This is a genomic window from Frigidibacter albus (genome assembly GCF_009908165.1).
In the GTDB taxonomy this organism is placed as follows: Bacteria; Pseudomonadota; Alphaproteobacteria; order Rhodobacterales; family Rhodobacteraceae; genus Frigidibacter; species Frigidibacter albus.
The window spans coordinates 69,560-81,780 of record NZ_JAAAUC010000006.1 but is presented as its reverse complement, the minus strand read 5'-3'; the positions used below and the strand labels follow the sequence as shown (position 1 = coordinate 81,780).

Below are 12,221 nucleotides of genomic sequence, written 5' to 3'. Positions count from 1 at the left end.
GAACAACCTCAGTTCTAGGCACTTTATGGTGCGGACTACCTCCACCGACGTTCTAGGCGCGACGGTTGAGTAGCGCCCGCCCGAGGGGGCGGACGGGCGCTGCCCGGCGGCGCCAAGGCGCCTTGTTCCGGGCAAGAAGAGCGCAGAGGTCGTCGCCCCTTTTCGCGCCCGCCCCGCTCCGCTAGGGTCCGGCGTCACGAAAGGGAGTGCCGCGTGTCCGAACCGACCGTCACGCCGATGATGGCGCAGTATCTGCAGATCAGGGAAGCCAATCCGGGGGCGCTGCTGTTCTACCGGATGGGCGACTTCTACGAGATGTTCTTCGACGATGCCGTGGCCGCCTCGGCCGCGCTCGACATCGCGCTGACCAAGCGCGGGATGCATCTGGGGCAGGAGATCCCGATGTGCGGGGTGCCGGTCCATGCCGCCGAGGGCTACTTGTTGACGCTGATCCGCAAGGGCTTCCGCGTGGCGATTGCCGAGCAGATGGAAGACCCGGCCGAAGCGAAGAAGCGCGGCAGCAAATCGGTCGTGGCACGCGATGTCGTGCGGCTGGTGACGCCGGGCACCCTGACCGAGGAAAGCCTGCTGGAGGCGCGGCGCCACAACTACCTCGCCGCCTGGGCCGAGGTGCGCGGCGAGGCGGCGCTGGCCTGGGCCGATATCTCGACCGGAGAGTTCCGGGTGATGGACTGCCCGATGGTGCGGCTGGCGCCGGAGCTGGCGCGGCTGGCGCCGCGCGAGGTGCTGGTCAGCGAGGCGCGAGAAGCGGATTGTGCAGGAATAGTCTCTGATTTTCGCGCGGCGCTGACGCCGATGGCGCGCGGATCGTTCGACAGCCTGGGGGCGGAAAAGCGGCTGTGTGCGCTCTATGGCGTGGGCAGCCTGCAGGCCTTTGGCAGCTTCGGGCGGGCCGAACTGTCGGCGCTGGGCGCGCTGGTCGACTATCTGGAGCTGACGCAGCGGGGCAAGCTGCCGCTGCTGCGCGCCCCGGTGCAGGAAAGTGCCGGGGCCGCGATGCAGATCGATGCGGCGACACGGCGGAACCTGGAGCTGACCCAGGCGCTGTCAGGCGGGCGCGAGGGATCGCTGCTGGCGGCCATCGACCGAACGGTGACGGCGGGGGGCGCGCGGCTGCTGGAGCGGCGGATCTCGGCGCCGTCACGGGACCTTGCACAGATCCGCTCGCGGCTGGGTTCGGTGCGTTTCCTGCTGGAACAGAGCCGCTTGCGCGAGGATCTGCGCGAGGATCTGCGCCGCTGCCCCGACATCGACCGCGCGCTGAGCCGGCTGGCACTGGACCGCGGCGGACCGCGCGATCTGGTGGCGATCCGCACCGGGCTGGAGCAGGCAGACCGCATCGCGGCGCGGCTGGCCGGGGCAGAGGTGCCCCTGCTGACCGACGCTGTGGCCGCGCTTGGCGGGCAGGAGCCGCTGGTGGCGCTGCTGGGGGCCGCGCTGGCCGAGGAGCCGCCGCTGCTGGTGCGCGATGGCGGCTTCATCGCGCCGGGCTATGACGCGGAGCTGGATGAGACAAGGGCCCTGCGCGACGAGGGCCGCGGCGTGATCGCGCGGATGCAGGCGGAGTATATCGAGCAGACGGGCATCCCCGCGCTGAAGATCAAGCACAACAACGTGCTGGGATATTTCATCGAGACGACGGCCACCCATGCCGAACGGATGCTGGCGCCGCCGCTGAACGCGACCTTCATCCACCGCCAGACCACGGCCAATCAGGTCCGCTTTACCACGCTGCCGCTGAACGAGATGGAAACGCGGATCCTGAACTCGGCCAATCACGCGCTGGAGATCGAAAAGCGGCTCTATGACAGCCTGAAACGTGCCGTTCTGGAGCAGGCGGGCGCGATTGGCGAGGCGGCGCAGGCGCTGGCCGGGATCGATCTTGCCGCGGGGTTCGCCGATCTGGCGGCGGGCGGCGACTGGTGCGAGCCACTGGTGGATGACAGCCGCGCCTTCGTGGTGGAGGCAGGGCGGCATCCGGTGGTGGAACGCGCGCTGAAACGCAGCGGCGCGCCATTCGTGGCGAACGACTGCGCGCTGACGGAGGGCGGCACCCCCGCAATCTGGCTGCTGACCGGGCCGAACATGGCGGGCAAATCGACCTTCTTGCGCCAGAACGCCCTGATGGCGCTGCTGGCACAGGCCGGGGCCTTCGTGCCGGCGGCCCGGGCGCATGTCGGGCTGGTGAGCCAGCTGTTCAGCCGCGTCGGCGCGGCGGACGATCTGGCGCGGGGGCGGTCGACCTTCATGGTCGAGATGGTGGAAACCGCCGCGATCCTCAACCAGGCCGATGACCGGGCGCTGGTGATCCTCGACGAGATCGGGCGGGGGACGGCGACCTATGACGGGCTGTCGATCGCCTGGGCGGTGCTGGAGCATCTGCATGGGGCCAACCGCTGCCGGGCGCTGTTCGCCACCCATTACCATGAGATGACGGCACTCGCCGCCAAGCTGGAGGGGGTGGAGAACGCCACCGTCCGGGTGAAGGAATGGGAGGGCGATGTGATCTTCCTGCACGAGGTGCTGCGCGGCGCGGCCGACCGCAGCTACGGGGTGCAGGTGGCGCGGCTGGCAGGACTGCCGGCGGCGGTGATCGAACGTGCCAAGGTGGTGCTGGAGGCGCTGGAGAAGGGCGAGCGCGAGGGCGGCGCGCGGCGGCAGGCGGTGGTGGATGACCTGCCGCTGTTCAGCATGGCGCGGGTGGCGACGCCTGCCCCTCCGGTAAAGACAGGGGTGCTGGAAGAACGGCTCGCCGCGTTGCACCCTGACGAGATGACCCCGCGCGAGGCACTGGCGGCGCTGTACTCTTTGAAGGCGGCGCTGTCGGAAAGGGAGTAGCCGGGGCCAGCCCCCGCACCCCCGGGATATTTTCGCCAGCAAGAAACAGCACGGCCCGCGCCAATCCCCTGGCGCGGGCCGCTTCTCGCTGGGCGGTCATCGGCGTCCCCGCCTGTACCGCGCCTCCAATCTGGCGGCGGATGGTTAAGAATGCGTTATGTGCTTCTTGCTGGCTCAAATATCCTGCGGGGGGTGCGGGGGGCGCGAAGCCCCCCGCTGCAACGGCAGGGGTCAGGACTTCGGGGTCGAGCTGACGCCGACCTGCGCCGGGCGCAGCAGGCGGTCATGCAGCATGAAGCCTTCGGTCGCCACCTGGATGATGTCGCCGGCCTTGGTGCCGGGCAGCGGCGCCTCGAACATCGCCTGGTGGTGCTGCGGGTCGAAGCGGTCGCCGACCTGCGGCACGATCGGTTCCATGCCGTGCTTGGTGAAGACCTTGATCAGCTCGCGCAGCGTCAGCTCCACGCCCTCGATCAGCGCCGAGGCGGCGGCACGCTGTTCATCGCCTGCCGCATCCAGCGCGCGGCGCAGCGCGTCATAGACCGGCAGCAGGTCGCGGGCGAGCTTAGAGCCGCCATATTGCTCGGCCTCGCGCCGGTCGCGCTCCGCCCGTTTGCGCGAGTTCTCGGCATCGGCCAGCGCGCGCATGAAGCGGTCGCGGAATTCGTCGCGCTCAGCGCGGAGGGCCTCGATCTCGTCGAACACCTCCTCGGGCGCCGGTTCGGCGATCTGGGCCTGATCTTCCAGGATTTCGTCCTTTTTCATCTCGCTCATATTCTATCCCTTGCCCCGGTCGGACAGCAGACGCCCGACCAGCTGCGCCGTGTAATCGACAATCGGAACGATGCGCCCGTAGTTCAGCCGCGTCGGTCCGATGACGCCGACGGCGCCGATGATCTTACGGTCAGCGTTCATATAGGGAGAGACCACCAGAGAGGAACCCGAAAGTGAGAAAAGCTTGTTCTCTGACCCGATGAAAATGCGCACCCCGTCGCCGGTTTCGGCCAGTTCGAGGAAATCGGCGATGTCGCGCTTGCGCTCGAGGTCATCGAACAGCTCGCGGATGCGGTCCAGCTCTTCGGCCTCGGCGGCGCCGACGAGGTTGGAGCGGCCGCGGACGATCAGACGCTCATAGGGGCCGCCCTCGTTCTCCCACAGCGCCATGCCGCTTTCGACCATCTCGCGCGCGAGCCCGTCCAGCTCCTGCCGGCGCAGGGCAATCTCGCGGCCCATATGGCTGCGCAGCTCGGACAGGGTGCGGCCCTCGGCCAGGGCGTTGAGGAAGTTGGCCGCCTCGCGCAGCGAGCTGGGGGTCTGGCCTGCGGGCGGGCGGAAGACGCGGTTCTCGACATGGCCATCGGCGAAGACCAGCACCACCAGCGCCCGGTCGGCAGCGAGGCTGACGAATTCGATATGGCGGATCGGGGCTTCGTGCTTGGGCGCCAGCACCAGACTGGCGCCGCGGGTGATGCCGGAGAGGGCAGAGCCGACGCGGTCCAAGAGCGATCCGACATCGGGCTCGTTGCCGCCCATCGTTGCGTCGATGCGCTCTCGGTCTGCGGCAGAGACGGTGGAGACCTCCATCAGCCCATCGACGAACATGCGCAGGCCAAGCTGGGTGGGGATGCGCCCGGCGGAGATGTGGGGGCTGTCGAGCAGGCCCAGATATTCCAGATCCTGCATCACGTTGCGGATCGTGGCGGCGCTGACCTTTTCGGACATGCTGCGGGTCAGGGTGCGCGAGCCGACGGGATCGCCGCTGTCCAGATAGCCCTCGACCACGCGGCGAAACACCTCGCGGCTGCGGTCATTCATTTCAGCGAGGATTCTGGACCCGTCGTTCATCATTCCCGTCCTATCGCACCGGACCATTAGAAAGGCTGCGGAGCCAACGTCAACGCCGCTTTGCAGGGGGTGCTGGGGCAGTCCGGGGTTGCATCGCGCCGGGTGCGGCCTGTAATTGGCCGCAAACGCGAGGAAAGGAAAGCCCATGCGCCCCTCTGGCCGGAAACTAAGCGAAATGCGCCCGATTTCAATCGAGACCGGGGTCACGAAACACGCGGAAGGATCTTGCCTGATCAAGGTCGGCGAAACGCATGTGCTGTGCACCGCCTCGCTGGAGGAAAAGGCGCCGCCCTTCCTGAAGGGCACCGGCAAGGGCTGGGTCACGGCGGAATACGGGATGCTGCCGCGCGCCACCCATACCCGCAACCGGCGCGAGGCGGCGGCGGGCAAGCAATCGGGCCGCACGCAGGAGATCCAGCGGCTGATCGGCCGGGCGCTCCGGGCCGGGTTCGACACGCGCGCCCTGGGCGAGCGGCAGATCACCATCGACTGCGACGTGATCCAGGCCGATGGCGGCACCCGTTGCGCCTCGATCACCGGGGGCTGGATCGCGCTGCGGCTTGCGGTGAACAAGCTGCTGAAAAGCGGGCAGATTTCCACCGACCCGATCCTCGAGCATGTGGCGGCCGTCTCCTGCGGCATCTATGCCGGACAGCCGGTGCTGGACCTTGATTACCTTGAGGACAGCGAGGCGGGCACCGATGGCAACTTCATCCTGACGGGATCGGCCAAGCTGATCGAGGTGCAGATGTCGGCTGAGGGTGCCACCTTCTCGCGCACCGAGATGGGGCAGCTGCTGGATCTGGCCGAGGCCGGGATTGCAGAGCTGGTCGCGGCACAGAAGGCGGCGGTGGCGTAATGGCGCGGTTCGAAGGCGCCCGCCTGCTGGTTGCCACCCACAATGCCGGCAAGCTGGAGGAGATGGCGGCGCTGCTTGCCCCCTTCGGCGTGACGGTGGTGGGCGCGGCCGAACTGGGCTTGCCGGAACCGGCAGAGACCGAGAGCACCTTTGTCGGCAATGCGCGGATCAAGGCCCATGCGGCGGCGAAGGCCACGGGCCTGCCCGCGCTGGCCGATGACAGCGGCATCGAGGTGGATGCGCTGGACGGCGCGCCGGGGGTCTATACGGCCGATTGGGCGGAAACGCCGAACGGGCGGGACTTCGGGATGGCGATGACCCGGACCTGGGCGGAATGCGAGGCGAAGGCAGCGCCCCTGCCCCGCACCGCACGGTTCCGGTCGACGCTGGTGCTGGCCTGGCCCGACGGGTCGGATCAGGTGTTCGAGGGCAAGGTCGAGGGCACGCTGGTCTGGCCGATGCGCGGCGCGGGCGGGCATGGCTATGACCCGATGTTCATGCCGGTTGGCCATGACATCACCTTTGCCGAGATGGACCCTGCGCTGAAGAACACGTTCAGCCACCGGGCCGATGCCTTTGCCAAATTCGTTGCGGGGTGCTTCGCATGAAACGGATCTCTTCCGGCTCGCCCTTCGAGGCCACGATGGGATACTCCCGCGCCGTGGTGAAGGGCGATTGGTGCTTCGTGTCGGGGACCACCGGCTATGACTACACCACCATGACCATGCCGGGGGATGTGGCACAGCAGGCGCAGAACTGCTTTGCCACCATCCGCGGCGCGCTGGCCGAGGCGGGCTTTGCGATGGAGGATATCGTGCGCGTGCAATACACGCTGACCGATGCAGCGCTGGTCGATGCCGTGGTGCCGGTTCTGGGCGCGCATCTGGGCGAGATCCGCCCCGCCGCCACGATGGTGATTGCCGGGCTGATCCGCCCTGAGATGATGATCGAGGTCGAAGTGACGGCCTTTCGGGGCTGAGCATGGAAGATTGGCAGAACGGCGGCTTCGGGCTTTACCTGCATTGGCCGTTCTGCGCCTCCAAATGCCCCTATTGCGATTTCAACAGCCATGTTGCGGCGGAGATTGACCAGTCGCGCTGGCAGGCGGCCTATCTGCGCGAGATTGACCGGGTGGGCGCCGAGACGCAGGGGCGCGTGCTGAACACCGTGTTCTTCGGCGGCGGCACCCCCAGCCTGATGGAGCCGGGGCTGGTGGCGGCGATCCTGGACAAGGTGCGCGCCACCTGGCCGATGGGCAATGATGCCGAGATCACGCTGGAGGCAAATCCGGGCAGCGTCGAGGCGGGGCGCTTCCGCGGCTACCGCGATGCCGGGGTGACCCGCGTGTCGATGGGCGTGCAGGCGCTGAACGATGCCGATCTGCGGCGGCTGGGGCGGCTGCATTCGGTGGCCGAGGCGCGGGCGGCCTTCGACGTGGCGCGCGGCACGTTCGAGCGGGTGAGCTTCGATCTGATCTATGCGCGGCAGGACCAGACGCCCGAGGCCTGGGCGGCGGAACTGCGACAGGCGCTTGGGATGGCGATCGACCATCTGTCGCTCTATCAACTGACCATCGAGGACGGCACCGCCTTTGGGGCACGCCGCGCGGCCGGCGGGCTGCGGGGCCTGCCGGGCGAGGACAGCGCCGCCGACATGTATCACCTGACGCAGGATATCTGCGAGGCGGCCGGGATGCCGGCCTATGAGGTGTCCAACCACGCCCGGGACGGGGCGGAGAGCCGGCACAACCTGATCTACTGGCGCTATGGCGATTATGCCGGCATCGGCCCCGGCGCGCATGGGCGGCTGACCCTGGGCGGTGTGCGCCATGCGACCGAGACGGAACTGGCCCCGCTGCGCTGGCTGAAAATGGCCGAGGCGGGCAATGGCGAAACGGTTCGTGAACCGCTGGCCTTGAAAGATCAGTCAGCGGAATATCTGTTGATGGGCCTGCGGGTCGCCGAGGGCATCAGCCTTTCGCGGCTGTCCGCATTGGCGGGCAGCGAGTTGGACACGAAGGCGGTTACAGGGTTGCAGGAATTGGGGCTGATTATTCAGGATGGCGACCGCCTGCGCGCCACCCGCGACGGGCGGGCGGTGCTGAACGGCGTGACCCGGGAGTTGATGGCCTGATGCGCATCCTTTGGGCGAGTGTTGGCTGGATTGCACTTCTGTGCGGGCTGATCGGGGCGGTGCTGCCGCTGATCCCGACGGTGCCCTTCGTGCTGCTGGCGGCCTTCGCCTTCGCGCGATCCTCGGAGCGGGTGCATGACTGGCTGGTGACGCACCCGGTGTTCGGCCCGTCAATCCTCAACTGGCGTGAGCGCGGGGCGATCAGCCTGACCGGCAAGCGGTGGGCCACCGCGTCATTCGTCGTCAGCATCGGGTTGGGGATCTGGCTGCGGCTGCCGCCCTATGCGCTGGCGATGCAGGCGCTGGCCCTGGCCTGCACCGCCGCGTTCATCTGGTCTCGGCCGAGCGCATAGACGACAGCGCGCGGCACAGCTCATCCAGATCATCGAGCGTGCGATAGGCGATGCTGAGGCTGCCGCCCTGCTCTCCCTTGTGGTCGATCTGCACCTTCATACCAATTGTAGCGCTCAGGTCGAGTTCCAGCACGCGCGTATCGGCGTCCTTTTCGGGCGCGTGAGACTTGCGGGGAGCGGATTGGGACGGCGCAGCCGGCCCTTTCGCAAGGCTCTCCGTCTCGCGCACCGACAGCCCACGCGCGATGACCTGCGCCGCAAGTTCGGTCGGATTGTCGGTGGTGATCAGTGCGCGGGCGTGGCCCGCGGTCAGGCGACCCTCGCGGACATGGTCCAGCACCGGCTCTGGCAGGTTCAAGAGGCGCAGCAGGTTGGCGATGTGGCTGCGGCTTTTCGACAGGCCCTCGGCGATCTTTTCCTGGGTATGGCCAAAGCGGTCCATCAACTGGCGATAGGCCATCGCCTCCTCGATCGGGTTCAGGTCGGCGCGCTGGATATTCTCGATGATGGCAACTTCCAGCACCTCGGTATCGTCCAGATCCCGCACCACCACCGGCAGGTCATGCACCTGCGCCAGCTGCGCCGCGCGCCAACGGCGCTCGCCCGCGACGATCTCATAGGTGCCACCCGGGCGCTCGCGCACGATCAGCGGCTGGATGACGCCCTTTTCGCGGATCGACGCGGCCAATTCCTCCAACGCCTCTTTCGGAAAGTCGCGGCGCGGCTGCAAAGGGTTCGGCACCAGCTTTTCCACCGGTACCCGCTGATCGGCGCGGCGCGGGGCCTCGCGCGGGCTTTCCGCGGTGGTGATGTTCACATCGGCCATCAGCGCCGAAAGTCCGCGGCCAAGGCCCCGGCGTTCGATCTTTTTCTCAGCCATTTTGCTCTCCCTCAGGCTTCTGCCATCGTCCGCGCCAGCAATTCGCTTGCAAGCGCCCGGTAGGCCTGGCTGCCCTTCGACAGCGTGTCATAGGTCAGGACCGGCACCGCGTAGGACGGCGCTTCGGATACCCGCACATTGCGCGGCACCACAGTCCTGAACACCAGATCCCCCAGCGTTTCACGGGCATCATTCTCAACCTGCTGCGACAGGTTGTTGCGCATGTCATGCATGGTCAGCACCACGCCCTCGATCCGCAGGTTCTGATTGGCGGTCTGCCGCACTTCGCGGATGGTCAGCATCAGCTGCGACAGGCCCTCCAGCGCGAAGAATTCCGCCTGCAGCGGCACCAGAACCGAATGCGCGGCGACCATTGCATTGACGGTGAGCAGGCTCAGCGAGGGCGGGCAGTCGATCAGCACGAAGCCGAAGCCATAGGCGTCGATTGCCGGCTGGCGCAGCGAATCATACAGCAGATGGCTGCGTTTTTCGTTTGAAACCAACTGGATATCGGCAGAACTAAGGTCTGTCGTTGCCGGGCAGATCCAGACATTCGGGCTGTCCGTGGCGCGGATCACGTCCTCCAGCGCAGCATCTTCGATCAGCAGGTCATAGGTCGTCAGGCCGCGGTGCTGCGCCTCGATCCCGAAGCCGGTCGAGGCGTTGCCCTGCGGATCGAGATCAACCACCAGCACCCGGTGACCCAGTTCGGCCAGCGCGGCGGCAAGGTTGATCGCGGTCGTCGTCTTGCCGACGCCGCCCTTCTGGTTGGCGATGGCAATGATGCGGGGGCCCGCGGGCCGGGTCGGATCAGACACGAGACACACCTTCGATTTCGAGGATGACCGCCTGTGGATCGGTCTTGCTGGGGTGTTCTCGCAGGTCGAAGCGCCAGTCCGCAAGGGATTCGGCGACCTCGGACCGATGCGTCGCACCTTTCGGGAACAACGCGCGACCGTTGGGGGCGAGATGTTGCTCAGCAAACGCCAGAAGCTGAGACAACGGGGCCAGCGCGCGAGCGGAGAGCACGTCAGCCGCGAGTGGAGGGAGCGATTCGATGCGGTCGGCGACGACGCTGGTGCGGAGTCCGGTTTCGCGAACGACCGCCGAGAGGAAGGCCGCCTTGCGCCCATCTGATTCAACCAGCGTGACCGCCAGGTCGGGCATCGATTCGGCCGCCAAGATCGCAATGACCAAGCCGGGAAACCCGCCACCGGACCCCAGATCGGCCCAACGGCGCGCGTCCGGGGGGCAGAGCGCGAGGAGCTGCGCCGAATCGGCGAAGTGCCGGGTTTGCAGGTCGGCAAGTGAAGATTTGGAGACAAGGTTGATCGCCGGGTTCCACTTCACCAACAGCTCGGCATAGGTCGCCAGCCGCTCGGATGTTTCACGTGAAACATTCAGGCCCAGATCGTCGGTCATCCTGCAGCCCGCTGCCGCCCAAGCTGCTTCAGCCGTGCCAGAATCAGCGTCATCGCTGCCGGGGTCATCCCGTCGATCCGTCCGGCCTGTGCGAGGCTGCGCGGCTGTATCCTGGCCAGCTTGCCCTTGAGCTCATTGGATAATCCGCCAAGGTCGGCATAGTCGAATGCCTCGGGGATCTCATGGCCCTCGTCGCGCTGCATCGCCTGCACATCGGCGTCCTGCCGGGTGATATAGTTGGCATAGAGCGCGTCGCGCGCGATCTGCTCGCGGATCTCCGGCGCAAGATTGGCCAGATCCGGGTCCACCAGTTGCAGTTGCTCGAATCCGACATCGGCGAAAGACAGCAACGCAAAGCCGTTACGGCGGACACCGTCCTGCCCCACACGGATGCCTACGGCTGCGGCTTCGGACGGGGACAGGCTCATCGCTTCAAGCCGCGCCCTGCCCGCCGCCATCGCCTCCATCTTGTCGCCAAAAGCCCGGGCGCGGATCTCGCTGACGCAGCCGAGGGCCAGCCCCAAAGGCGTCAGCCGCTGGTCGGCGTTGTCTGCCCGCAGCGACAGCCGGAATTCGGCGCGCGAGGTGAACATGCGGTAGGGCTCCGTCACCCCCCGCGTCACCAGATCGTCGATCATCACGCCGATATAGCTGTTGGAACGCGAGAAGATCACCAGATCGCGCCCCTGCGCCGCCAGCGCCGCATTCAGGCCAGCCACCAGCCCCTGCGCTGCCGCCTCCTCATATCCTGTGGTCCCGTTGATCTGACCCGCAAGATAAAGCCCCGGCACAGCTTTCAGCTCCAGCGTCGCTGACAGGGCGCGCGGATCGACATAGTCGTATTCAATGGCATAGCCCGGCTGCAGGATCGTCACATTCTCCAGCCCGCGCATCGAGCGGACATAGTCGTGCTGCACATCCTCTGGCAGCGAGGTCGAGATGCCGTTGGGATAGACGGTCGGATCGTCAAGCCCCTCCGGCTCCAGGAACACCTGATGCGAGGTCTTGTCGGCGAACCGTACCACCTTATCCTCGATCGACGGGCAATAGCGTGGGCCAACGCCCTCGATATGCCCGCCATACATGGCGGAGCGGCCAAGGTTGTCGCGGATGATCTGGTGGGTTTGCTCGTTGGTATGGGTGATGCCACAGGCGATCTGCCGGGCGGCGGGCACCCTGTTGAGGAAGGAGAAGACCACCGGATCCTCGTCGCCCGGCTGCTGCTCCAGTACCGACCAGTCGATGGTGCGCCCGTCCAGCCGCGGCGGGGTGCCGGTTTTCAGGCGCCCAAGCGGGAGGTCCAGCGCCGACAGCCGCTCGGCCAGTGGCACGGAGGGCCGGTCGCCCATCCGTCCGCCCGGACGCCGGACGTCGCCGATATGGATGACGCCTCGCAGGAAGGTGCCAGAGGTCAGCACCACGGACTGCGCGGTCAGGCGTGAGCCGTCGGCAAGCAGGACACCCGTAACCCTTTGGCCGTTCATGACAAAATCGGCAACTTCGCCTTCGATCACCGTCAGCCCCGGGCGCGCTGCCATCTCGGCCTGCATCGCCTCGCGGTAAAGCTTGCGGTCGGCCTGGGCGCGCGGGCCCTGCACGGCGGGGCCCTTGCGCCGGTTCAGCAGGCGGAACTGGATGCCTGCCTTGTCGGCCACCCGCCCCATCACGCCATCCATCGCGTCGATCTCGCGCACCAGATGGCCCTTGCCGAGGCCGCCAATCGCCGGATTGCAGGACATGACGCCAATATCCGCGGCCCGCAGCGTCACCAGCGCGGTTTGCGCGCCAACACGCGCCGCAGCTTGCGCAGCTTCGGAGCCAGCATGGCCGCCGCCGATGACGATGACGTCAAAATGTTTCACGTGAAACA

The 12,221-nt window shown here is 67.1% G+C and carries 12 protein-coding genes; 6 read left to right on the top strand and 6 right to left on the bottom strand.

The window, feature by feature from the left end:
* The first annotated feature begins 237 nt into the window (after positions 1–237).
* Complete coding sequence (gene mutS, locus GVY41_RS10715) at positions 238–2,859, top strand: DNA mismatch repair protein MutS (protein ID WP_161346611.1); 2,622 nt, start codon at positions 238–240, stop codon at positions 2,857–2,859.
* A 231-nt stretch (positions 2,860–3,090) separates the two neighbouring features.
* Here the strand turns inward: mutS and GVY41_RS10710 are convergent, their stop codons facing one another.
* Positions 3,091–3,633, bottom strand: a complete 543-nt coding sequence (locus tag GVY41_RS10710) for a nucleotide exchange factor GrpE (RefSeq protein ID WP_161346276.1) — start codon at positions 3,631–3,633, stop codon at positions 3,091–3,093.
* Positions 3,634–3,636: 3 nt separating this feature from the next.
* A complete protein-coding gene (gene hrcA / locus GVY41_RS10705) occupies positions 3,637–4,704 on the bottom strand; it encodes a heat-inducible transcriptional repressor HrcA (protein ID WP_161346274.1) in 1,068 nt (355 codons plus the stop codon).
* 145 nt (positions 4,705–4,849) lie between these two features.
* Between hrcA and rph the strand changes: the two genes are divergently transcribed.
* From rph to GVY41_RS10680, 5 genes are read left to right on the top strand one after another with little or no spacing between them, the layout of a single operon-like run.
* The gene (gene rph / locus GVY41_RS10700) at positions 4,850–5,563 is read left to right on the top strand and encodes a ribonuclease PH (RefSeq protein ID WP_161346272.1); all 714 of its coding nucleotides are present in this window, start codon (positions 4,850–4,852) and stop codon (positions 5,561–5,563) included.
* A complete protein-coding gene (gene rdgB / locus GVY41_RS10695; RefSeq protein ID WP_161346270.1) occupies positions 5,563–6,171 on the top strand; it encodes an RdgB/HAM1 family non-canonical purine NTP pyrophosphatase in 609 nt (202 codons plus the stop codon). The genes rph and rdgB overlap by 1 nt, the downstream gene beginning before the upstream one ends.
* A complete protein-coding gene (locus GVY41_RS10690; protein WP_161346268.1) occupies positions 6,168–6,542 on the top strand; it encodes a RidA family protein in 375 nt (124 codons plus the stop codon). The genes rdgB and GVY41_RS10690 overlap by 4 nt, the downstream gene beginning before the upstream one ends.
* A gap of 2 nt (positions 6,543–6,544) precedes the next feature.
* Positions 6,545–7,696 (top strand): radical SAM family heme chaperone HemW, encoded by a 1,152-nt coding sequence (gene hemW, locus GVY41_RS10685; protein ID WP_161346266.1) that lies wholly within the window; start codon positions 6,545–6,547, stop codon positions 7,694–7,696.
* Positions 7,696–8,049, top strand: a complete 354-nt coding sequence (locus GVY41_RS10680) for a YbaN family protein (protein WP_161346264.1) — start codon at positions 7,696–7,698, stop codon at positions 8,047–8,049. The genes hemW and GVY41_RS10680 overlap by 1 nt, the downstream gene beginning before the upstream one ends.
* On the opposite strand, the gene GVY41_RS10675 is transcribed toward GVY41_RS10680, so the two are convergent.
* From GVY41_RS10675 to mnmG, 4 genes are read right to left on the bottom strand one after another with little or no spacing between them, the layout of a single operon-like run.
* Entirely contained in the window at positions 8,024–8,929 is a 906-nt protein-coding gene (locus tag GVY41_RS10675) for a ParB/RepB/Spo0J family partition protein (protein ID WP_161346262.1), read from the bottom strand. The genes GVY41_RS10680 and GVY41_RS10675 overlap by 26 nt on opposite strands.
* A gap of 11 nt (positions 8,930–8,940) precedes the next feature.
* Positions 8,941–9,747: a ParA family protein gene (locus tag GVY41_RS10670; RefSeq protein ID WP_161346260.1), complete on the bottom strand. Its 807-nt coding sequence runs from the start codon at positions 9,745–9,747 to the stop codon at positions 8,941–8,943.
* Complete coding sequence (gene rsmG / locus GVY41_RS20365; RefSeq protein ID WP_161346258.1) at positions 9,740–10,351, bottom strand: 16S rRNA (guanine(527)-N(7))-methyltransferase RsmG; 612 nt, start codon at positions 10,349–10,351, stop codon at positions 9,740–9,742. Before rsmG ends, GVY41_RS10670 begins: the two co-directional genes overlap by 8 nt.
* The gene (mnmG, locus tag GVY41_RS10660) at positions 10,348–12,213 is read right to left on the bottom strand and encodes a tRNA uridine-5-carboxymethylaminomethyl(34) synthesis enzyme MnmG (RefSeq protein ID WP_161346257.1); all 1,866 of its coding nucleotides are present in this window, start codon (positions 12,211–12,213) and stop codon (positions 10,348–10,350) included. The genes rsmG and mnmG overlap by 4 nt, the downstream gene beginning before the upstream one ends.
* Positions 12,214–12,221 lie beyond the last annotated feature (8 nt).